This is a genomic window from Desulfuromusa ferrireducens, from assembly GCF_055389805.1.
Genome location: NZ_AP042415.1, coordinates 3,165,880 through 3,187,091 on the forward strand (window position 1 = coordinate 3,165,880; position 21,212 = coordinate 3,187,091).

At 48.2% G+C, this 21,212-nt stretch carries 19 protein-coding genes and 1 pseudogene; 11 read left to right on the forward strand and 9 right to left on the reverse strand.

Annotated features, from left to right (window positions below; translation table 11 throughout):
• Positions 1-85: 85 nt before the first annotated feature.
• Entirely contained in the window at positions 86-2,413 is a 2,328-nt protein-coding gene (locus tag ACZ5PT_RS14205) for a peptidase U32 family protein (RefSeq protein ID WP_464263687.1), read from the reverse strand.
• A 387-nt stretch (positions 2,414-2,800) separates the two neighbouring features.
• On the opposite strand from ACZ5PT_RS14205, the gene ACZ5PT_RS14210 reads away from it, so the two are divergent.
• The 8 genes and pseudogenes from ACZ5PT_RS14210 (at position 2,801) to ACZ5PT_RS14245 (ending at position 9,385) form a co-directional block, all read left to right on the forward strand.
• Entirely contained in the window at positions 2,801-3,031 is a 231-nt protein-coding gene (locus tag ACZ5PT_RS14210) for a hypothetical protein (RefSeq protein WP_464263688.1), read from the forward strand.
• A 498-nt stretch (positions 3,032-3,529) separates the two neighbouring features.
• On the forward strand, positions 3,530-3,934 hold the full coding sequence (locus ACZ5PT_RS14215; RefSeq protein ID WP_464263689.1) for a UPF0158 family protein: 405 nt from the start codon (positions 3,530-3,532) through the stop codon (positions 3,932-3,934).
• Between the two features lie 69 nt (positions 3,935-4,003).
• Positions 4,004-4,198, forward strand: coding sequence for a YwbE family protein (locus tag ACZ5PT_RS14220; RefSeq protein WP_464263690.1), 195 nt, complete (start codon positions 4,004-4,006; stop codon positions 4,196-4,198).
• Positions 4,199-4,297: 99 nt separating this feature from the next.
• A complete protein-coding gene (locus ACZ5PT_RS14225) occupies positions 4,298-4,825 on the forward strand; it encodes a hypothetical protein (protein ID WP_464263691.1) in 528 nt (175 codons plus the stop codon).
• Positions 4,821-4,955, forward strand: a pseudogene (locus ACZ5PT_RS14230) (YwbE family protein); the annotation flags it as partial. The gene ACZ5PT_RS14225 and the pseudogene ACZ5PT_RS14230, both read left to right, overlap by 5 nt.
• Before the next feature lie 882 nt (positions 4,956-5,837).
• A complete protein-coding gene (locus ACZ5PT_RS14235; protein WP_464263692.1) occupies positions 5,838-7,199 on the forward strand; it encodes an aldehyde dehydrogenase family protein in 1,362 nt (453 codons plus the stop codon).
• A 508-nt stretch (positions 7,200-7,707) separates the two neighbouring features.
• Entirely contained in the window at positions 7,708-8,562 is an 855-nt protein-coding gene (locus ACZ5PT_RS14240) for a hypothetical protein (protein WP_464263693.1), read from the forward strand.
• A gap of 163 nt (positions 8,563-8,725) precedes the next feature.
• Complete coding sequence (locus ACZ5PT_RS14245; protein ID WP_464263694.1) at positions 8,726-9,385, forward strand: glutathione S-transferase family protein; 660 nt, start codon at positions 8,726-8,728, stop codon at positions 9,383-9,385.
• Positions 9,386-9,725: 340 nt separating this feature from the next.
• Here ACZ5PT_RS14245 and ACZ5PT_RS14250 read toward each other — a convergent pair whose 3' ends face one another.
• From ACZ5PT_RS14250 to ACZ5PT_RS14275, 6 genes are all read right to left on the reverse strand, one after another.
• Complete coding sequence (locus tag ACZ5PT_RS14250) at positions 9,726-9,926, reverse strand: hypothetical protein (RefSeq protein ID WP_464263695.1); 201 nt, start codon at positions 9,924-9,926, stop codon at positions 9,726-9,728.
• A complete protein-coding gene (locus ACZ5PT_RS14255; RefSeq protein WP_464263696.1) occupies positions 9,889-10,305 on the reverse strand; it encodes a hypothetical protein in 417 nt (138 codons plus the stop codon). The genes ACZ5PT_RS14250 and ACZ5PT_RS14255 overlap by 38 nt, the downstream gene beginning before the upstream one ends.
• A 229-nt stretch (positions 10,306-10,534) precedes the next feature.
• The gene (locus ACZ5PT_RS14260; protein WP_464263697.1) at positions 10,535-11,086 is read right to left on the reverse strand and encodes a hypothetical protein; all 552 of its coding nucleotides are present in this window, start codon (positions 11,084-11,086) and stop codon (positions 10,535-10,537) included.
• Positions 11,087-11,548: 462 nt separating this feature from the next.
• Positions 11,549-11,998, reverse strand: coding sequence for a CBS domain-containing protein (locus tag ACZ5PT_RS14265; protein WP_464263698.1), 450 nt, complete (start codon positions 11,996-11,998; stop codon positions 11,549-11,551).
• A 416-nt stretch (positions 11,999-12,414) separates the two neighbouring features.
• A complete protein-coding gene (locus ACZ5PT_RS14270; RefSeq protein ID WP_464263699.1) occupies positions 12,415-13,665 on the reverse strand; it encodes an MFS transporter in 1,251 nt (416 codons plus the stop codon).
• Positions 13,666-13,979: 314 nt separating this feature from the next.
• On the reverse strand, positions 13,980-14,177 hold the full coding sequence (locus ACZ5PT_RS14275) for a cold-shock protein (RefSeq protein ID WP_464263700.1): 198 nt from the start codon (positions 14,175-14,177) through the stop codon (positions 13,980-13,982).
• 720 nt (positions 14,178-14,897) lie between these two features.
• Between ACZ5PT_RS14275 and ACZ5PT_RS14280 the strand changes: the two genes are divergently transcribed.
• A complete protein-coding gene (locus ACZ5PT_RS14280; RefSeq protein WP_464263701.1) occupies positions 14,898-16,517 on the forward strand; it encodes a radical SAM protein in 1,620 nt (539 codons plus the stop codon).
• Between the two features lie 527 nt (positions 16,518-17,044).
• Positions 17,045-17,881 carry a putative RNA methyltransferase gene (locus tag ACZ5PT_RS14285; protein ID WP_464263702.1) on the forward strand — a complete coding sequence of 279 codons (837 nt, stop codon included), beginning with the start codon at positions 17,045-17,047 and terminating at the stop codon, positions 17,879-17,881.
• 618 nt (positions 17,882-18,499) lie between these two features.
• Here the strand turns inward: ACZ5PT_RS14285 and ACZ5PT_RS14290 are convergent.
• Complete coding sequence (locus ACZ5PT_RS14290; RefSeq protein WP_464263703.1) at positions 18,500-18,937, reverse strand: DUF2846 domain-containing protein; 438 nt, start codon at positions 18,935-18,937, stop codon at positions 18,500-18,502.
• Between the two features lie 826 nt (positions 18,938-19,763).
• Here ACZ5PT_RS14290 and ACZ5PT_RS14295 point away from each other — a divergent pair.
• Positions 19,764-20,465 carry an MgtC/SapB family protein gene (locus tag ACZ5PT_RS14295; RefSeq protein WP_464263704.1) on the forward strand — a complete coding sequence of 234 codons (702 nt, stop codon included), beginning with the start codon at positions 19,764-19,766 and terminating at the stop codon, positions 20,463-20,465.
• 286 nt (positions 20,466-20,751) lie between these two features.
• Here ACZ5PT_RS14295 and ACZ5PT_RS14300 read toward each other — a convergent pair whose 3' ends face one another.
• A complete protein-coding gene (locus tag ACZ5PT_RS14300; RefSeq protein ID WP_464263705.1) occupies positions 20,752-21,117 on the reverse strand; it encodes a hypothetical protein in 366 nt (121 codons plus the stop codon).
• Positions 21,118-21,212: the final 95 nt, after the last annotated feature.

Genomic DNA, 21,212 nt, shown 5'->3' on the forward strand with positions numbered 1-21,212 from the left:
ATTATTTTCCACCTTTTTAATTGTGCGCCGTCGTCGTGTTAATCGAAGCGCAGCGAGCGATTAAATCTAGGGAGTTGAGGGTTTCTCAGATCCCATTTTTGTATTGCGCGTTAGTTGTTGGGGGTAGTCGCTGTTTTAGTTCGCTTATCGGCTGAGGATCGCCAGCTAGAAATTTGATAAATAATTTGATGATTCTGGCGCGGTCTATCGCCGTATTGATTTTCTGATCGACGTCCCTTAAATCGATCAGAAAACTGGAAAAAACACCCGGCAGGTCGGTAACGATCCCTGGGTTAAAAAAATTGTCACTACTATAAATATGATGATAGTCGCCCTTGGTCTTTGTTAGCCGAAGAGATTCATTTTTCAAATTTGTAATCGATGTGGACTTATGACAACTTTGCCGACAATCCCCGTCAATCAGCTCTTTTTCACAGCCGCTAACCTGCTGAAATAAGCATTGTCTGCTGGTCAGTAGTAACTGTGGCTGATAGATACTGTAGTAGAGCTCAAAGTTGTCAGGGCTGACGATGGCTGCTATCTGCTGCTTGCTGATTTCATTCGAAATAAATGCGCCACCGCAGTTGAAGGTTTCTTTTAAACAGATCAGGCTAAAGGAATTCACCAAATTCAGGTAAGGGCCGGCGATCCATTTAATCCCCTGTTTAAAGGCTTCATAAGCGATGCCGCTGTTATTTGTTACGATCCGTTGAGGCTTAATCTGCTGCAGAATATCTAGCGCCGCATCATAGTCATTGCCGAGCAGAACCGAAGGGAACCAGGGGGTTAGTTGTTTGTTTTTCAGAAATAGATCGACAAGCTCGGAATTGTTCCCGTTAAAGCAACTGGGAAGCTGAAAGAAGATCTCAGCCGAATTCTCGGTGCAGGCGGCTAGCTGCTTTGCTGAGGAGATCAGTACGGCGAGGGTTGGTTTAACCTTTGCCCGGTCGTTTTTTTTCAAACGGGGAATGGTCACCGGTTCAACCGTTTGCGTTGCACCATTCAGGGCAGAAATAATTCTATCCCTTATCGAGGTCAGCTCCCTCGAATGAATAAACAGGCCGGCTTGGAGACCGGTTAGTTCGGTTTTCCGAAGCGCATATTCAGTGTCGTTTATTGCGTTGAATTTCTTTGAAAAAACCTCTTCAGTCAAAGGTTTAATGGATATTTTTTTGGCGGGCCGCTGGTGGTGCGCTGTTGATTTCTCATCCCTTTGATCGCGATTGTTCAGGCTTAAGGAGTATGCACTGGCATCGATCAGCGGAGCCACTGATGAGAAGTTAAATGAGCCTTCGGCAGTTTTAACCGTTACAGTTAACGGGTTGTCAACGGTTCCTGCAATGACCAAATCCAGGGGTAGTTTTTCTATACTCAAAGGTTTAATTCTGTCTTTAACGGCGACGATAATCTCAGTTCTTAGCGCGTGCAGTTCCTGTTTGGATCTCTCAACCCCTTCCTCAGTTGAGCAGCCAGCTATTGCTGAAAAATGGCGCGCCGAATTATCCCGAGGATTGTCGATATACATATCTTTATCGAGCCTGCTTTTCAGGAAGCCGTTGGAAAAGTCCCGGTTAAACACCTTTTGCAGCGCACCGTACGCATCGTTTTGTTTATGCTTCTGATAGAGCCGATCAAGCTGGTCCCGCCAGGCTTCGACGACGGTATAAACGTAATGAAACTTCTTGATTCGACCTTCGAGCTTGATGGAATCAACCCCGGCTGCCGCGATTTCCGGCAGATCAAAATAGGCCGAATTGTCCTTGAGATTTAAGGGGAAGTGTTTACCCGCAGGCGTCGTTAGATATTCATCTCGACATGGCTGGCTGCACCTGCCGCGATTGCCCGACTTCCCCTCCAGCACAGAACTCATATAACAAAGCCCGGAAAACGAGAGGCAATAGGAGCCTTGGACGAATATTTCAGTTTTAATCCGGTTATTATGCGCAACCGAAGTCAACTCTGCTATTTCAGCAAGATTTAACTCTCTGGAGAGATTTACTTGGCTGGCGCGCAGTTTATGGAGAAATTCTATCTGGCCAGAATTATGCGTCGTTAGCTGGGTAGAGGCATGGATTTCGAGATTTTTGAAATGTTTTGCTAACAGATAAAATAGACCTAAATCCTGAACGATGATGCCATCAATACTGGTGTTGACCAGTTTATTCAGCAGATTGACCAGCGCCCGGAATTCATTCTCGACGATGATGATATTTATCGTCAGATAAACCTTACAGTTATTCCGATGGGCCAGATTTAAAATCCCATTTAAATCTTTAACTTCGATGTTGGTTGCCCGATTCCGAGCATTAAAGTTATTCAGGCCACAGTAGACAGCATCCGCACCCGCTGCGATTGCAGCCTTGATGGAATCAACATCTCCTCCTGGCGCCAGTAATTCAATGGTTCTTTGCATAGATAAAAACTTCCGCGTTCGGAAAAAATAGGAAAGTGAAGCTAGAGACATCCATTGACTTTACTTATCATGGATGTCTCTAGTTTGCCCGGGAAATAGTCAACCAGCCTGCCTGCACTAAAGGACCACATCGGTTGCGATTCATGTCTTCGGAGATCCTATGTCAGCCAGGAGAGGTTTAAGGGGACAGGCACCGTTACTTCCGGTGCCCGTCCCCTTAAAGGCATTCAGCCCCTTGGCATCCATAGCTTTTTTGCATGTTTTCGGCTAATACACTTATGGTTTCCATTTGCGTTACCTTTAGGTAATTGGTAAAACAGGGCTGTTTTCAATACAGAGGTGTATCGGTGTCACTTAATCCCTGTTAGGTGACAAGGAGGAAAATCCATGACCAAACTCGAAATCATCACCAAAGCTTTTGCAACGCTTTCGGATAAATCCGAAAGTGAAATGAAGGATTGGGCCGATCAAAATATGTCCCCCGGCGTAAAAGAGAAACTCGATCAGGAAGTAAGCCCTGAAGAAGAGGCGACCCTATTGGCTGAGCTGCAAAAAGACCCCGGTTCCGTTGTTTCTATTTTTATGGGCAGCTTTCTCGGCCAAGACGCAACCAACTAACACCGTCAACAATTCTCAGGATTCTGCCTCGGTCGAAACCGCGGCGATAAAGTTGGTCCAGGCTTTGCTCATAACCGTTGATGTGAGAAAAAGGGAAAGTCCCCAGATTGCGCCAATTTAAGGGTGGATGCAGCAAAACCGGGACTGTCCCCGCGCCGTTTCACTTTGAGGGGGCTGTCCCAGGCTTTTGCGGTGCGAACCGTCACAGTTTCATGGCTCGTAAACTCTTTGGACAGCCCCCGATAGTGCTGGGGACAGTCCCGAGTTTACTACAAAATTGCTTAAACTAGCGCCATTCGGGTCACTCCCCAGATTGCGCCAATTTTAAAAGATCGCCCCAATAAGGGCGGTCTTTTTTTAAATCGGCGCTGTCGTCGTGGGAATCCTGATTTCTTCCATAATGTGGAATGTGTAGACGCGACCCCTATGTCATTACGCGGCGTGGTAGGATTCACTCCCCGGAATCAATCAGCAGAACTTCTACCCTAAGGAGCCAGCATGTCCTACGACACGATAGAAGACGCTTTCAATTACATCAGTAACGGCCAACCAGGTGACCGCAGGGCGATGGTCCACCGCGTCACCGGTAAGGTCTTTCTTGCCTCGGTTGAAGCCGGGTTCGACCAGGCTCCACCCGAGGCCGATAACGACCCCGACTATCTCCTCATCCCCCGCAGGCAAGATCTCGATCCGGGGAAGGGACTGATGCTCGAGTTCTTCAATACCCATGCTCAATCGGAGGTGCCGCAGGTACAGGCGATCTTTACCCGTTCCGGGGCCTTTCGCAATGTGAAGGATTTGATGCGCCGCCTCCACCTGCTCGACCTCTGGGATCTCTTTGAAGAGCAGCGGATCGAAGAGCTGCTACGCAAATGGTGTCTGGATAAGGGCCTCACCCTCTGAAGCGCAAATAAACAGGTCAGGGGACTATTGGCCACGAATTGAACCACAAACAAGAGACGAGTCGAAACGATGAATGGACAGAATAGATCGGAGATCACTCCCGGGCTTGCCGTGGTGATCATTCTCAAGCAGGACCAGCGCTCAGGTAAGCTGACCAAGGGGATCGTCAAGGACCTCTTGACCAAGTCACCGTTTCATTCCCGGGGGATTAAGGTCAGGTTGGAGGACGGTCAGGTCGGGAGAGTGCAGGGGCTTGCTGATTGACCGGGTCAGGCGGCCGGCGGTCATGTTGCCTTAAGTTTCTGAGTGTGACAGGGTCTGGCCATATTCCATCTTTATCATCAACCAACCAAAGGAGTGACAATGAACCCTTTTACTACGCGGATGCTGCGTGCAGCGAAATTAGACGTTCCCTTTTATGAAGAGGTCGAAGCCGACCAGAGTGCAATGCCTCAGGCCATGGGGGTGGTTGTACTTTCCAGTCTGGCGGCCGGGATCGGAAGTATCGCGAACCTCGGTCTTGGTGGGATTCTGCTCGGAACCCTTGCCGCCCTTGGCAGCTGGTACATCTGGGCCTGGCTCACCTACTTCATCGGTACCAGATTTCTAGCCGAACCGCAAACCGAAGCCGATCTCGGGCAATTGTTGCGCACCACCGGATTTTCCAGTTCTCCCGGCCTGATTCGGGTTCTGGGGATCATCCCAGGGCTGGGACCGATCATTTTTGCGCTGGCATCCCTCTGGATGCTGGTGGCCATGGTGGTCGCGGTCCGGCAGGCGCTGGATTATACGAGCACCCTGCGGGCTGTGGGCGTGTGCGTGATCGGCTGGATTATTCAGACCCTCATCATGCTGCTGCTGTTCGGGCTTCTGGGTGGCGGGGCCAGCTGACCAGCGCTTAGGTAAGCTGACCAAGGGGATCGTCAAGGACCTCTTGACCAAGTCACCGTTTCATTCCCGGGGGATTAAGGTCAGGTTGGAGGACGGTCAGGTCGGGAGGGTGCAGGGGCTTGCTGATTGACCGGGTCAGGACTGACCGGTCAATCGTGGCTCAATTGGGTCTAGCATCTAAAGCGGTCTGGATGGCATCAGCCGTCTGGACCGTTTTGACTTTTATGAGAAAATATTACGCGATCAAAGTCACTCTTTTTACGAGGGAAATATTGACGGCAACTTTAGCTTCAATCTATACCTTGGAGCTAAATGGTTCTGGTTGACAATCGGTAACCTTCGGTGGGTCCTTTCTTGTCGGCAAATTACTGAATTTTAAGGGGAGACTAAACATGAAAAAAGTGGTTCTGTTTTTGGTCTGTGGTCTAGTGTTGTTCTCTGTTGGGAGTGTTTATGCGAAGTCAGAATGGGCAAAATATCAGTTCCTTCCGGTTCCAAGTGATGTGAACGTCCCACAAAAGTTCATTACCGAAGAGTTGACCCTCGATTGCTGTGGTTGTCATTGGAATTTGAACCACGATGGACCCCAGTTCTGCAAATAATAAAACCTGAAACGGGCAGGTTTTAAAGCCTGCCCGTTTGATTCTTTAGTTGACCACTACATACCGTACTTTTGCAAAGGTTCGACTAGGTGATCTTTTAGGAATGCAGTAATTGCATGATTTTGGAAATATGGGGAGTTTCCCTGGTTTGTCCCTAGTTTGTCAACAGCGTCCCCTTTCGGCTCCCCACGGAACATTCTCTCAAATGGCTTCAACTGCTGACAAGCTGCCTCGACGCCAAACGCAGAAACAAAAACCTGTAAAAGTATTTCTGATTAACATTAATAGTTACACACTCACGTTAAGATATATGGTAAGAAATATCAGATCAGTGAGAAGCGCAAGGGAACAAAGGGAAACAGGAGCCTGTGTTTCGCTGGGCGCGTTCGTATATTGAAAGGGAGTGTGAGATGTCTGGGGAAATCCAAATTGACGAAATGATCAAAAAAGCACGCATTGCCCAAAATGCGTTTGAATCTTTTGATCAGACAGGTGTGGATGCAATAGTTAAAGCCGTTGCGAAAATTGTTTATGACCATGCCGAGGAGCTTGCGTACGATGCTGTTGCAGAAACCGGAATGGGCGTCTACGAAGACAAGGTGGCTAAATGCAAAGGCAAGTCAAAAGTCATCTGGAATCATTTGAAAGATAAAAAGTCAGTTGGGATCATCGACCGAGATGAGAGCGAAGGTCTCGTGTTCGTCGCCAAACCCAAGGGTATTGTTGGAGCGATAATGCCCACCACAAATCCCGTTGTAACCCTCATGTGTAATACCATGCTTGCCTTCAAGGGGCGGAATGCGATCATTATCGCAGCGCATCCACGGGCAAAAGCCGTCACGTGTAAAACGACCCTCCTGATAAAAGAAAAAATCGCAAAACTCGGTGCGCCGGAAAATCTTATCCAGTGTATCGAAGAGCCATCACTCCCGTTAACTCAGGAGCTTATGAAGTCTGTTGATGTGCTTGTGGCAACAGGCGGTCCCGCAATGGTTGCAGCTGCATATAGCAGTGGCAAACCATCCTATGGCGTCGGACCGGGAAACGTTCAGGTATTAATCGACACAGACATCGACTATAACGACGCGGCACAAAAAGTAATCTACGGTCGTAAATTTGATAATGGCATCATCTGTTCTGGAGAACAGTCGATTATTGCTCCGGCAGATAGATATGAGGAAGTTATTGCCGCATTTAAAACGAATGGCGCATTCTATGTCGATGATCAAGCGATCGTCGATAAATTCAGAACGGCGCTGTTTGAAGACGGACATCTTTTGGTCGCTGCGGTTGGACAGAGCGTGGCCAAAATGGGTGAGCTTGCGGGAGTAAATATCCCTAAAAACACAAAAGTCATCCTGCTTCGTTCGAACGATAAAGACGATGACATCTTGCGTAAAGAGAAGATGTTCCCCGTTATGGTCAGCTTTAAATACAATTCTTTTGCTGAGGGCATTGCCATCGCCAAAAAGAATCTTCTTATCGAAGGTGCCGGCCACTCGGCAGCTATTCATTCAAATAATGATAAACACATCGAAGCCGCTGGCATTGAACTTCCTATCAGCCGTCTTGTCGTCAATGAACCGAGTTCGACAACAGCCGGAGGCAGTCTGTCTAATGGTTTTGCGCCGACCACGACGCTCGGTTGCGGCTCCTGGGGAAACAATTCAATCTCGGAAAATCTCGACTACCAGCACTTGATCAATATTTCAAGGGTCGGTTATCCGAAAAAAAACAGAACGGTTCCCACCGATGAAGAAATCTGGGCGTAGCTTTATGTAATTTAAAAATCAACAGGGAAAATGCAAAAGGGGTCGCGTCTCCACAGATGTGGCCCCTTTTTGCCTGCTTTTTGAGAAAACTAGGGTCACCCCCCGAATGGCGCTGGTTTAAGAAATTTTGTAGTAAACTCGGGACTGTCCCCAGCACCTTCGGGGGCTGTCCCAAGATGTTTACGAGCCTTGAAAATGTGGCGGTTCGCATCGCAAAAGCCTGGGACAGCCCCCTCAAAGTGAAACGGCGCGGGGACAGTCCCGGTTTTGCTGGTGCCTACCCTTAAACTAGTGCCATTCGGGTCCCCCCCTGATTGCACCAATTTAAAAAAGATCGCCCCTAACAGGGCGTCCTTTTTAATCGGTGCGCCGACGGACTGAATGATTCCTGCTGCCTGCCTAGCAAAGCCATAGATAACTGACCCAAGCATTGGCAACTTGCATATAAAACCCGCCGCTATTACACTTTCGAGTTCAACTATCCTAAAAGCCGAGGCCTAACCGACCCATGCTGCTACATTCTTTCACCACCTTCAGCCGACCAAACCGGCGGCTGATCCTGTTGCTGATCGCCAGCCACCTGCTGTGGAGCTGTGCCATCTACGGCCTCTGGTCGACCGGGCGACTGCTTGAAGCGGCGACTCCTTTGTGGTCCGCCGGCTTTATCGCCTTGCAACTGTACGCCGCCGCGCAACTGCTGCTGCCTGCTCTGTTGTTGCACCCCGAAGAACGCAGCCGCGGCTTTTATCTCTTCTGGGGGTTCACCCTGGGCTTGAGTGTCTGGCTGATCAACCAACTGCCTCTGGGTGGTTCCTGGCAGTCGCTGTTGACGGTGATCAAGTCGGGGCTGCTGCTGTTGGTCGCGACCCTCATTGGCGCGGCTCTGGCCCGCTATGTTCAGCGGCTCTGGGAGGTCGTGCCGATTGGTATAGCAATGACCCTGGCCGATTTTTCCAGTTGGCTCTACGGTCCGACCGCCGCTTTCACCCGGCAGATCGAAGAGTATTACCTGGCCCCGGTGGGGCCGCCGCCGCTTATCGACATGGTGCTGATCAAGCTGGTGTTCCCCGGTTCTATCGGCCTGGCCCCGGTGTTCGGTATCTCGGACTGGATTATCGTCGTTTTCTTCGCCATCGTTGCCCGTCGCCACGGGGTCAACGACAATCTGCTCGGAGCGTCCGGTGAAACGCTGGCGCGCCAAGGGCGGATCGGTCTCTACCTGCCGGTATCGGTGGTCGCGTTGTTCGTCGCAACGGTGCTGGCGCAGCTGACCGGTCTGTTTATCCCGGCGTTGCCGTTGATTGCCCTGATCATGCTTCTCTGGTACACGCTCCGTTATCTGCTTTTACGCAGTCGGTCTTGATTGGCGGCGGGCAAAACCGGTTCAGCGGAAACTCTTCCATTGGCTGCGCTTCTGTATCAATGTGGGAGTGTCCCTCTTTACATAGTTTTTCCTTCGCTGACGGGGCCAGAGGTGGGGCAAAAATGTTATCCTGAGTTATGTTTCTCTGCTCATGGAGGCTGCTATGGAAAACATCGAACTGTTCAGTGCCCGGGTTTGTCCCTTTGCCCACCGTAGCCGTTTGGCGTTGATGGAAAAGAACCTTCCTTTCACCCTGATCGAAATCGACCTGCGTAATAAACCGGACTGGTACTCGAAGGTCAATCCTGCTGGTGCCGTACCGGCATTGCGGCAGGGAGACTTTCTGTTGCACGAATCCTTGGTTATCAATGAGTACGTCAACGAATGCTGTGCCGAACCGCCGCTATTGCCGACGACCGTACAGCAACGAGCTGAGGCCCGGCTCTGGATCGATTATGCCGGGTCGAGCTTTGTTCCGTTGTTCTATCGCTTGCTCAAAGCACAACAGGAAGAGGACCAGAGCAGCGTTACTGAGCCAATGATCCAGGTGCTTTCGGTCTTGGATGGGGAATTACAGCGTCGTAAAGGAGAGGGGCCTTATTGGTTTGGCTGGCAGGTCGGACTGACCGACATCGCCATCTATCCCTGGTTTGAGCGCTGGGCAGTGCTGGAGCATTATCGGGGGCTGAGGATTCCTGAACATCTCGATTACTTGCTGGGCTGGATCGAAACGATGCAGGGGCGCGATGCGGTTATGTTGGGGAGTGAATCGGCTGAATATTATATTGCAGAATATACCGATTATGCTGCTGGGAAGAAATGAGGTCGGCAGAAACAGCCATATTCAAAGTGAGTTAACTTCTGCTATGGTGAGTATCAGCAGTTTCCGCAATCTGAACACTGGGAGAACAAAACCTTGCATGTTGATCCAAAGATAGCCTTGGACTGTCCCTGTTGTGGCGCATCTATTTATGAAGCGCTGAGCTGGTTCAAAAAAACTTATTCCACTTGTCCTGCCTGTGAAAATGGTCTTGCTGCCAGCCAGTTCAGCACGATTATCGCTGAGCTTGAGCAGTCTTTTGACGCTAACATCGAAGAGATGTTGTTTGACCAACCACACACCAGTTGTTGCTCTAAAAAGTCCTCCTGTTGCTAGTCGGTACTTAGCCCCCGAAAACGTAGGAGAGCAGGCTGATCTCGCTACCGTCAGGAATTTCGGTCTGGTCTTCTCCGGCCAGAATCATCTTGTCATTAAGAACAATATTGAGGTTTGCATCGTCAAGGATGTCGGTTGCTTCCGGTCGCTTGAGTCGCAGGGGTTGGTGCTTAAAACAGCAGGCGGTGGCGTACTTTTTTCGGTGCATGGGCACCAACCGAGGCGATGACAAAAGCGAGTAGCACGATGCCCTGCATCGGCAGAAATCCATGATATGCAGCGCCAAGAAGAATGAGTTTTGAAGTGGTGATCATACCTGAGAACTCTCTGAAAATTTGGTGATGGCGCAACCATTCAGTGATAACCAACAAGACGCCAGTGACCAGAGCTACAACGGTAAAGATCACCGGCGGTTCAGGAATGAGTTCGAGAAGATAGACAGTAAGAAAAATTGCTGCCCCAACTTGATGTGCGGCCCTGATCAGAATAGACAGAACCAGAGCCCAGTAGGGACGGTCGCCGATCTTGCCCATTTTTGTAGCGGTTTCACAGCCGGTTTCAGATTCTGTAGCAATTGGTTGTTTCAAAGGTCTTTACTTCCTGATCGATTTGATCACGCCAAGTCCCTTACTTTGGTGGGATTTGACTATTCGGGTGTGGAGAACTTGGCCCGAAGACGTGATCTATTGAGGGCTTTTTCCAGGGTGATTGTATCCAAAACCGCCTTGGTGAGGTCGTCAATCTCACGGGTAATGCTTTGCAGTTCTTCGATAACGGCTAAATCTTACTATCTTTGTGACTGGCTTTCGAACGAAATCAGTGTTGATGCTCCTCATCGCCGCCATTAGTTACCCCAGGGAAGCGCCTTGCTGCATACTTTCCGTGGCAGGAAACACAGGCAGTGTTCATCTTGTAGAAGTAGAAATTGACCACATCCGCATTCTTCTTTTCTGCGGCATGGGCCAGCATTCCCGCCGACTTGTGAAAATCCATGTCCATTTCAATGAACTGCTGCGGAAGCACTTGATTCAATTCCTCTTTCTGTGCATCTGTCAGTTTCTGCTTGAGAATAAAGCTCGCCTTGATCTTCTGGCCGATGGCCGACACCTTGCCCCACTCACCAGCCGCGATAGCTGGAACCATATTCATCATACCCTCTTGGATCAATCCCATCTCCTTGTTGAGCAAGGCCAGTAGGTCGGCGGAAAGTTGGACCCCTTGAGTGGTCAGCGGTTTCATGTGGTGAGCATGTTCAGCATCCGGTTTCGCATTGTTTCCGTCATGCTCATGACTAACAGCCAGAACAAACTGGGGAAGACAGAGAAGGACGGTAGCGAAAATCAGGGAAGTTTGTTTCAACAACGACATCGGTGGACTCCTTGACATGGAAATAGGGGCTAAGATGTGACCAAAATTATAACAGAGATTGTCCCGACATAACCGGGCCATTGTCGCCGAAAACGAGGAACAAAAGGATGCATCGCTCGAAAGAGTAGATGGCGGGGATTTTCACATGTAACTGCTTTTGACAATTGACCAGATCGAAATAAGGCCGCCATAAATGCGAAAGCCCGATTCTGAAGGTAGCAAAAAAACAGTTTACGATCCAGAATAGGAAACTTCCTGAAGACAGTTTTTATAACTCACAACGATCGATTCCCTGTGAGGCGATTCAAACAGCCCTTCCGATCGCCAGAAGAGCTTTTCTGTGTCTGATTAATTAGTGGAAGATAAATTCTAATCATTTACTGCATAGCCGGGTTTTCCCAGAAAACAATACACAAGGCCCATTCGGTTAAGCAGGCCTTGTGTGTTGAAAAAATTACCCCATCAGGAAGCGGCTTCGGGGAATGTCCCGGTAATGTAGTTTTCCAATTGATCGATCAGAAACGACTTCTCGGCAAGAGAGGCTTTGACCAGATCGCCGATCGAAAGAACGCCCAACAGTTGGCCTTTGTCCATGATGGGCAGATGACGGCAACACTTGTCGGTCATTAGCGCCATCCCTTCCTCGATGGTCAGTTCAGGCCGGGCATAAACTACTCGGGTAGCCATAATGTCGCGGACCGGAGTCTTGGGCGACGAGAGCCCCTTGAGGATGATTTTGCGGGCATAATCTCTTTCGGAGACAAGCCCAACGACCTTTCCCTTCTCCAGCACAATCAACGATCCCACCCCTTTTTCGGCCATGATCTCCACCGCATGATAGACCGATCGGTCAGGGCTGATGGACAAAATTTCGTTCCCTTTAGCTTCTAGTACCTGTCTGATGGTTTTCATAGGCAACCTCCTCCGATGTGGTTTTGATTCCTCTTTAGAATGCAGTGACATTGAATAAAGATTAGGTGCGGATGGCAAAATGTCAACCTGAGGCGGATGTGGGCTCCCCAAGGGAATAGGCACCTTTGAAAATAGGATTTGACCTATGACGGTGACGATGAGCGGCCAGCGGCTTTTCTAGGATTCCCGCAATTCGAGTACGTTCAGTTGGCAACTTGTCTCCTGACCTAGTACCTTGTACCCCCTAAATCGTCGCATCTTGCTTGTTGTTTGACGCGCCACCTGCGTTGGGACTTCAGTTGCATAGCGGTGCTATGCGCCCTTTGTCACGCCTTATTGGTACGCCAAATCCCTTCGCAATCTTGCGACACTTTAAGAGTTACAAGGCACTAGGGGGGATTCATGAAGATTTGGCGTCAGAGTTGCCCAGAAGGTTTGGGAAGAAATAGCGCGAGGATGACGGCGCTAGCTGTCAGGGCCGCCGAAGCGAGATAGCTGCCGGTGAAGGTGCCAGTTGTTTCGGCCACTACGCCGGCCACTGCCGGACCCAGGGCCTGGCCGATGGCGAAACAGAAGGTGATGATCGAAAAGCCGGCCGCCGCTCGGGCTTTGCCCAGATAGTCACCGATCGCTGCCGCCATGATCGCTGGGATGGCGAATGCAGCGATGCCGTACAGAACTATTGAGCAGAAGATGGCCGTTGTGCCCAGCTTTAATCCGGCGAACAGGTAGGCTAGAGTCTGAACGCCGAAAACGGTCATCAACCCACCTTTACGGCCGATCCGATCGGAGAGCGTGCCGAAAACAATCCCGGAAAAAAGGCTGAAAAAGCCGACCCACGACCAGAAATGACCGGCGCTTGCCTCAGCGAAGCCGTATTCCTCAATCAGGGTCGTAACAATGAAGGTGCCGTAAATGACATAGGTTGCACCGAAAACAAAGTAGAGCACACCCAGGTGGGCAAGGATCTGTACGGTCGTGAAGCGTCCCTTAGTTTCAGCCGAATCGTAGACAATTGGTTCTTTGCTGCCAACCGGTTCCAGCCCTTTTTCTGCCGGGTTGTTGCGAATTAGGATAGCGGCAACGGCAGCGATTGCCAGTACGATCATGGCAATCAGAAACCAACTGGCTCGCCAGCCGTTCACTCCGAAATGGATGTTGAAATAGGGGATGGCAAAGCCGGAGAAGACGATAGCGAAGCCGCTGCCGATGACGATCAGGCCGGCGGCCCGGCCACGGCAATCCCGCCGGAACCAGTAGGAGACTAGAACCATCAGCGGGATATTCGCTAGACCGCTTCCGACTCCCACCAGAGTGTAGAGGATCAGTACCGGGAGATAACGGTTGCAGGCGCTGATAGCAAAGATACAGACGGCGATCATCATCAGTCCGCCGGCGATCAGTTTGCGTGGAGTTAGCCGGCGGAGTAGCAGGGGGGTCATTCCGACGGCGACCAGGTAGCCGGCGAAGTTTGCCGTCCCAAGCAGTCCCATCTCGTCATACGACATCCCCAGGGCTTCTCGCATCGAGGGCAATAACATTCCGAAGGCAAAACGGGCCAACCCAAGGCAGGCGACGATGGTTAGGGTGCCGACCAGAACGATGACCCAGCCGTAATGGATGCCTTTGGGCGGTGGCGCTGCTGCTGTTGTTTCGATTTTCTCCATAACGCAAGATCTTATCGACTCGCCGGCAATTCGCAAAGAAAAACCTAGCGGTTATGAAAGAGGAAATCGTTCGAATGAGCAGATGGCGAGATTTTAACCTAAAACAATGATTGAGATACGTCGTTGACTGGTTTAGGGGGATGGATTTGTGGCCCAGGTCCCCTTCGCGACTTCATCTCAAAATTATGCCAGTTGAGATGTGAGCAGGCCTCAATACCTTCTTTGTTATGATTGAGCCATTGAACCTAAATCAAAAGAGCCCCACGGATTGACCGTAGGGCTCTTGAGGGTTTTAGCGGTTGTAACTTTTTCTATTATTTTCGAACATTAGATGCTTGAGGCCCTTTTTGGCCCTGGGTGACATCAAAAACCACACGGTCGCCCTCAGCTAGAGATTTAAAGCCCTCGCCCTGGATTTCGGAATGATGAACGAACACATCATCGCCACTCTCCTGCTCGATAAAACCAAAACCTTTTGCATCGTTGAACCATTTAACAGTACCTTCAGCCATTTTTAACTCCATGCTCCCTTGTGGGAGCGTTTTTTGTTGTGCAAACAATATCTATGTAAAAATAAAACACCCCGCAACCATAAGTTGTCTGCGTGGCATATTCGTGACTGATTAACTTTAAATCTCGTCCAACAAATTATCTCTGCACAAACGTATAAGATAAGTGACCTTAACACGGACAGCCAAGTCAATACAATGTTGATATCATCATCGGATGATCCTGACAATTCGTTTGCCGATGCCATCCCAAAACCAAACGCTTGTGGAGGGGGAATGGGCAGGTCGGCTGGTTTTGTGGGCAGATCGAGTAAAAGGGTATCCGGATCGATGCGACAACAAGCCTACCTAGCCAGAATAAAACAGCTTTTCCCATCAAGCTTGTCCCTCTCATTCCTCACAAAGAACTTGCCTAAGGGGGGAGACCATATGATGAGACATGGAAATACTGAAATCTGGGACCGACAAATCGGGGGAGGGGGCTAGTTTGGAAATTTGCGGTACTTATAAAATTATGCCCGTCCCTCCTAGGCTCCTGGAATATTCGCATACTGGTAGGTCCAAGATATGTTGATGAAATTTCGGGATATCGTACCAATGCCGATATCGGACACAACTATTATCGCTTCATCTGTTAATAATAGTATTGTATTGTGAAACTTGATTTCTTCACCTTTTAGCAAAAATCTAATTTATTTAAAAATATTGTCGAGCAGTGAACATATGTTTGTTAGTCATAATGAATTATTGTGGATGTTAAGACAAGTTGACGGTCAGAGAGTCAACCAAGATAAATTAATTCGTAAATTTACGAATCATGGCATTTCTAGCTTATTGCCTTACTTTGATGGCATAGAGTCACTTTTTGATAAATCAAATGACAGGTATGGAGTTATAGAAAATGTTGTTCTTGATTTAGCAGCCAGAATAAATCATGAAATCGATTGTCATGATGATAGTTTAAGATACATGTCTTGCCGCGAGTTTGAAAATTATTTGCTCCCACTTTTTATTCAATACATAAAAATTGATGATTTTACCACTTTAGAAAAAGGTGCCAGGGTTAGTGTGAGGCTGGATAGTGATGCTAGCTATGTTAAGCCTGGAAGTGAAGGTTTTATCACAGCAAAATCAGATGGTGTCTCAAAGGTTAGGTTTTACTCCAGTGCTGGGCGTTATGGCGTAAATATGCCTTCAATGGAAATCCCTGATGAAGAACTTCAGGTTTTAACCGTTGATAGCCTTCTAGATAGACATCAAGATTTTAGTGGCGTTGCCCAATATTTTTACAATGATTCCATACTGAGGACTATGAGATCCAGTATTGATTCTTCGGTTTATTCTTTTGCGGCGAACCTCGCGGTTAAATTCTTAGTTGAAGAAGGTTTCATAAAAACTGAAGGTGATGATTTTATTAGTGTTCCTAGCCGAATCTTTTCCGTTATTGCTCCTAAGTTGGATGAGACCTATAGGAATGTTAATTTGTTTAGCTCTCATAGTTTGTCTTCGCCTCCTTCTGAGAGAAAATCTCATGTTTTACGTTTAGAGTTAACCACAGGGTGCGATTATAATAGGTGCACTTTCTGCACTGAATATTCTGGGATGGACCCTGTAACGAAATCGCTTGTCGAGTTCAGAGAACACACAGATAGGGTTGCTGACTCTATAGGTTCTGAAAAATCAAGGATTCAGAGGCTGTTTATTGGCAGTGGGAACTCGTTAGGGGTTGATACCGATTTATTACTGGAATCATTAAATTATGCGAGTGGCATCTTTCGCCCGCAGAGGATTTCACTTTATGGCAGGACTGCTTCGATATTGAAGAAGTCTGTTGCCGAATTGAAAATGCTTAAGGAAGCGGGTTTTTCCATGCTTTACTGGGGGGTGGAGAGTGGGGCTGATGACGTCTTAAATTATGTGTGTAAGGATTGCACACGCAATGAAATGATTGAAGCTTCGAAGATGTTGGTTGAAGCTGAAATCGAAGTGTCCGCGATGTTAATGCCAGGGGTGGGTGGCTTGAGATTATCAGAAGAGCACGTTGTTGGCACTCTGGAGCTATTACATAACATTGACATAAATTATTTGACCTTACTCTCTATTCGTCCTTGTGAGAATTCATTGTACGCAAGAAACATGAAATCTGAAATCAATAATCGGCACTTAACCCCTGACGAAGTTAATGCCCAGGTTTACAAGTTATTAGAAGGTTTAAACCCTACTGGCTTTCAAATAGGGATGTTCACAGAAGAGGTTGATCAAGTGAGTAGTAATACTATGAGGTTTAACTATCAATTCACAGATTCAAATAAGGAACTTTTGCTGAGAGATTTTTGGAAGTAGTTGTGTCTAACTCATGAAATCCTTTTCAGCCGATGTTCAGGAATCCAGAGCACAAGTTCAAAAGATATGATTAAATATATTCACAGCAAAATATGTTATCTCAACAGGAGGGCTTATGCATCGAACGCAATCCATAAAGAAGCTATGCAAGGCTTGTGGTAAGAAAACAAAATTTAAACGCCGTGTGAAGCCCATAGGCGGCGGAGATTTAATTCTGGGTCTTTTCACCGCGGGAATATGGATCGCTCTTAGGTTTATTTTTTCTCCGAATTTTCGCTGTAGCGTATGCGGCAGCAAATAGCCCTTTATGTCTGTCATATAGCTCTGACGTGCCTACCTACCTTGGAGCTATATCAGGTCTAGGAGCGTCTTGTTGGGACGGGCAACAAAGCTTCAGTCAGTTTATCTGGACTGAGGCTTATTTCGTTCTTGGAAAGCGAAGCCGGTGGCTGAATTGACTCCAAGCCTGACGGCATGTAGAGTGTCCGATTTGGTGCTCAACAGTTCACAGCCATGAGGATCACCGTATGATGCTACTTTGCCCGCTTTGCCAGGAACCCCTTGCCCCCGATGAGAAAAATGTTGCCTGTAGGCAGGGGCACCGCTTTGACCGAGCACGTCAGGGCTACCTCAACCTGCTCCCCGTCCAGCACAAGAAAAGCCGGCAACCCGGCGACGATAAGGCCATGGTCTGGGGCCGAAGAGCGTTTCTTAACGCAGGTTACTACCAGCCCATTGCAGAAGCGGTGACCCGATCACTGTTGTCGCACCTGGATGGGGGCAGCGGCAGCCTTCTCGACATGGGCTGTGGCGAAGGCTACTACACTGTCTTTATGCAAGAGGCACTGGAAGCGAACGGTCAACAGGCCGACTGGATGGGAATCGACATCTCCAAGGAGGCGATTAGAACCGCCAACCAGCGAAGTCGAAGTATCGAATGGGTGGTGGCCTCCGCCGCCCGCATCCCCATTTCGGATAGCTCACTCGACGGCATGACTGCCCTGTTTACTCTGTTCGAATCCGCTGAGTATGCCCGCGTCCTCAAGGCCAACGCCCCTCTGGTGGTTACGACAACCGGCCCTGATCACCTGCTATCCCTGCGCGAGTTGATCTACGATCAGATCCGCCCACAACCCTTCGCCCCCGTGGATAAGCTGGCCAGCCACTTCCGCCGCATCTCCGAAGAGCGGGTTCGGTTCACCCTCGATCTCCAGGGTGAGTCCATCCAGCAACTTCTCGGCATGACGCCCCATGTCTGGCACACCTCGCTGGAGCGACAGGACGCACTCAAAAAACTCAGTGTTCTCACCACTCAGATCGATGTGAACGTCACCGTATTCAGCAAAGATCCTGCTAAAGTTTGAGCTACCCCGCAGCGAGACAATCTTACCGGCTCAATTACTATATTCGAGATAAAAAAACGAAAAAGCCCCAGCTAGGATCTGTTTTCATTTTGTTACCATATTTAAGATTGCCTTTCCCCGTAAGCGGCTGCCCGAAAACTTTCAATTGAGTAGAAACCTTCTACCGAACCACTACAGCATCGGTTAGTCCGCTTCAGTGGTTGGTTAGGATCATCTACTTTTAATGGAAGCATTGATATCGTTGCACCATTCTGGACTATTACGATCTGGGATGTTCGGATTGCCCCGGATGCCGAGTTTGAACTCAATAACAGACTTCCATTCGCCGGAGCCAACATCTGGTCCGTGACCCATACCATCCCCAGAAGGAATCGACCCAAAATCCATTTCCAGAAGTAAAATTCTGGTTTTTGATGTCGAAATTGTACGATTTTTCCTTAATTCAAACAGGAATGCATTGTGATTAACTTTGTATGAAAGCCTCAGCCTGTTTAAGCAGGCCGAGACTCGCCTTGTTCTGGTATTGGTAGTTTCCGGGGCAACAGGGGGTAGAGAGAAGCTCTCTCTATCCAGAATCTATAACCAGATTACCAGTGAAGTATCTTCACAAGGGTTCTCTTAGTAATTTTTACACTTTTCGAGATCGGGGGTTGCTATTGAGGCATCAACTGTCTTTAGGTCAGCCTTGCCACCTGCCCACTCACTGCCAAAACGTAAATAACTGGTTCCATTGGCGACGGACTGCACGGTGACTTCAAATTCATATCCCTTGCGCAGCATTGCATCCTCTTTCAGTTCTACAGTATGAGTACCCGGGACAACGACAAAGGGTTCGTAAGCTCCATTGGAAAGCTTCCCCATCTCCTGTTGATCGACCCATATCGTGTACATTCTGGCCCCACCAACCATATTGAAGGGGCGATAGAGATAAATAACTGCTTGGTCGTTAGTCATCTCCTTGATTGGTGCGAATGGTTGTCCAGTGGGAATACACCCGGAAAAAACCGTCACCAGCAACAATAACGCTACAACCAATCCATTTTTTAGTAAGTGCATCAGCATTCTCCTTTTGTTGGCAAATACGAGTAATAATCTAAAACAGAAGCGTAGAGTAACAGAATCACACTTCTAAGCTGCCCCAAGACCACGTTCGATTAATATACACTAATTCAAGAAGAATGCTACGGGTATGGGCCTTTTCAGAGCACTAAACAGAGACAGGTCGGCATCATTTCCTATTTGCCTATTCTGATGAAATCGTTTCGTAAATTGACCTGGGTTGTTTTATGGATCTGAAAGTCGGTCAGTACTGGATTTGTTAAATATCGCTCATTCGCAGGGATACATATGGCTGGTTGAAAACAATTGTCAAAATTTAGAAGATGTGACGGGATGGCTGTCTCAAAAGTATGGAACTGATCGACATCCAACCGTCCAGATATCCGATTCAGAAGCCCTTTCAACCAAAATCATTACCTGCCGGCCCCACTCAACTTCATACCTATCCGGTATTACACAACTATTCTCCCCTGGATCGTCTCGAAAGTCCGTAACAAAAAGGTCCTTCCGCTAACCTATTGAAATCACAGTAAAGCGAAAGGGCCGATTTTGGTGTTTCAAAATAGAAGGGTGAGGTTTAAGTCACTAGTTTTGGACAATTCCCCCTGTGACAGGCCAATCTGTCTTTGTTTTTCCCATTAAATGTCCTGCCATAAGTCACGACTTCAATCGCTCCACCCATTCCACCGTTTTTTCCGTGACCTCTCCTCGTGTTTGTACACAGCATTGTCATGCCAACGAATGATTTAAGCAGATATTTTCTCTGTTGGGGCCGCACAAGAAGATGCTACAGTTACTAACCCTTTACCGTACAGGAATCCCTATGTTTTTTTCTGCAACTCTTTTAGATAGTTACGAACTGGTGGTCTTTCTCAAGATTATGCTGGCAGCATTGGCCGGTGGGGTCATCGGTTTTGAGCGGGAAAAGCACGGTCGGCCTGCGGGATTACGAACACACTTACTGGTCTCAGCGGGATCTTGTCTCATGATGATTCTGTCCGAGGCATTTTACCTTAAATATGGAGATCTCTCTGCGACTGGAGTAGTTCGTCTTGATCCCAGTCGAGCCGCAGCCCAAATTATCACAGGTATTGGTTTTCTTGGTGCGGGAGTCATTATTAAAGAGGGTTTTAATGTCCGCGGGCTGACTACTGCAGCCTGCCTATGGATGGTCGCAGGCATCGGTATGGCTTTCGGTATGGGGATGGTAAGTGCGGGAACGATAGCAACCTTTGTAGCCTTGTTTTCGTTGCTCATTCTCAAAAAACTGGAACCGAAATTCAAAAAAGATCGCTATTTACATCTCAATGTAACAGTAACAGCGGAACCCGATATCTACCCCCGACTTGAATATGTTTTTTCAGAGCGGAAATTGCGCATTTCCAGTATTGAAGCTGACATAAACATTATTGAAAACAGCATTCTCTATAGGTTAGTCCTAACACAACACAGCGACAAAATTGGTAGAGCCTTAAGTAAGGATCTCGCAAAAATAGAAGGTGTTCAGAAAATTCATTTCAAATAGCGTCCACTCAAACCACCATAAATAAACAAACTGCAGGCGTTAACTATTCACGATCAGTTCTGGGTGTGGTTAGAATTAAATCGTGGAAGATGTGACGGATGCCTGTCTCAAAACTATGGTGTTCATCAACCGCGGATCGGCTAAACCAGGGCATTTCGTAGCCAAGTCGCCCCAAATAGTTTCCGGATTCATGCGGCCAACAGTCTATCGGGCCGGAATCCCTTTTTTGTCTTACGGATGGTGATTTCTCGAATACTCAACACCCAACAAAAATCGCCATCCAGAGCTACGCGACAGTATAGTTCTGGATAAAATAGTCCAAAGTTTGCTTCTGCTCGTCTGCCAGTTCTTTAAAACATACGCAACGGCAACGAACCGGCACGAAATAATCGTCGCGAATACGGAAATCCGCGACCGGTTTAGCCGGGATTGAATCGACAATGAGCTGATCTTCGTGATAGAGGCTTATTTTGGAAATTCCCGAATAGTTTAGTTTTTCCCCTAGGTAACGGAAGGAGAGTCCGCCATTGCCAATCTGAACAATGTGGTAAGGCAGATTGTCGTCCTCGTCCTGCACCAAGACCAATGCGCGAGGCTTTCCGGAAAAACGTTGATGACTTCTAATCGTGTCATAAACAAGATCTCTTTCCATTTGACAACTCCTTTTCATTTTGTATGTTAAGGCATCAAACTTAAAAGAGAAATCAATTTACGACCCATTTTATCACAATTTAAAAATAGCAGAAA

Bases quoted from the DNA above. Each gene is read 5' to 3' on its own strand.
- ACZ5PT_RS14205 (WP_464263687.1), bottom strand. From the start codon at position 2,413: ATGCAAAGAACCATTGAATTACTGGCGCCAGGAGGAGATGTTGATTCC.
- ACZ5PT_RS14210 (WP_464263688.1), top strand. From the start codon at position 2,801: ATGACCAAACTCGAAATCATCACCAAAGCTTTTGCAACGCTTTCGGAT.
- ACZ5PT_RS14215 (WP_464263689.1), top strand. From the start codon at position 3,530: ATGTCCTACGACACGATAGAAGACGCTTTCAATTACATCAGTAACGGC.
- ACZ5PT_RS14220 (WP_464263690.1), top strand. From the start codon at position 4,004: ATGAATGGACAGAATAGATCGGAGATCACTCCCGGGCTTGCCGTGGTG.
- ACZ5PT_RS14225 (WP_464263691.1), top strand. From the start codon at position 4,298: ATGAACCCTTTTACTACGCGGATGCTGCGTGCAGCGAAATTAGACGTT.
- ACZ5PT_RS14235 (WP_464263692.1), top strand. From the start codon at position 5,838: ATGTCTGGGGAAATCCAAATTGACGAAATGATCAAAAAAGCACGCATT.
- ACZ5PT_RS14240 (WP_464263693.1), top strand. From the start codon at position 7,708: ATGCTGCTACATTCTTTCACCACCTTCAGCCGACCAAACCGGCGGCTG.
- ACZ5PT_RS14245 (WP_464263694.1), top strand. From the start codon at position 8,726: ATGGAAAACATCGAACTGTTCAGTGCCCGGGTTTGTCCCTTTGCCCAC.
- ACZ5PT_RS14250 (WP_464263695.1), bottom strand. From the start codon at position 9,926: ATGCACCGAAAAAAGTACGCCACCGCCTGCTGTTTTAAGCACCAACCC.
- ACZ5PT_RS14260 (WP_464263697.1), bottom strand. From the start codon at position 11,086: ATGTCGTTGTTGAAACAAACTTCCCTGATTTTCGCTACCGTCCTTCTC.
- ACZ5PT_RS14265 (WP_464263698.1), bottom strand. From the start codon at position 11,998: ATGAAAACCATCAGACAGGTACTAGAAGCTAAAGGGAACGAAATTTTG.
- ACZ5PT_RS14270 (WP_464263699.1), bottom strand. From the start codon at position 13,665: ATGGAGAAAATCGAAACAACAGCAGCAGCGCCACCGCCCAAAGGCATC.
- ACZ5PT_RS14275 (WP_464263700.1), bottom strand. From the start codon at position 14,177: ATGGCTGAAGGTACTGTTAAATGGTTCAACGATGCAAAAGGTTTTGGT.
- ACZ5PT_RS14280 (WP_464263701.1), top strand. From the start codon at position 14,898: ATGTTTGTTAGTCATAATGAATTATTGTGGATGTTAAGACAAGTTGAC.
- ACZ5PT_RS14285 (WP_464263702.1), top strand. From the start codon at position 17,045: ATGATGCTACTTTGCCCGCTTTGCCAGGAACCCCTTGCCCCCGATGAG.
- ACZ5PT_RS14290 (WP_464263703.1), bottom strand. From the start codon at position 18,937: ATGCACTTACTAAAAAATGGATTGGTTGTAGCGTTATTGTTGCTGGTG.
- ACZ5PT_RS14295 (WP_464263704.1), top strand. From the start codon at position 19,764: ATGTTTTTTTCTGCAACTCTTTTAGATAGTTACGAACTGGTGGTCTTT.
- ACZ5PT_RS14300 (WP_464263705.1), bottom strand. From the start codon at position 21,117: ATGGAAAGAGATCTTGTTTATGACACGATTAGAAGTCATCAACGTTTT.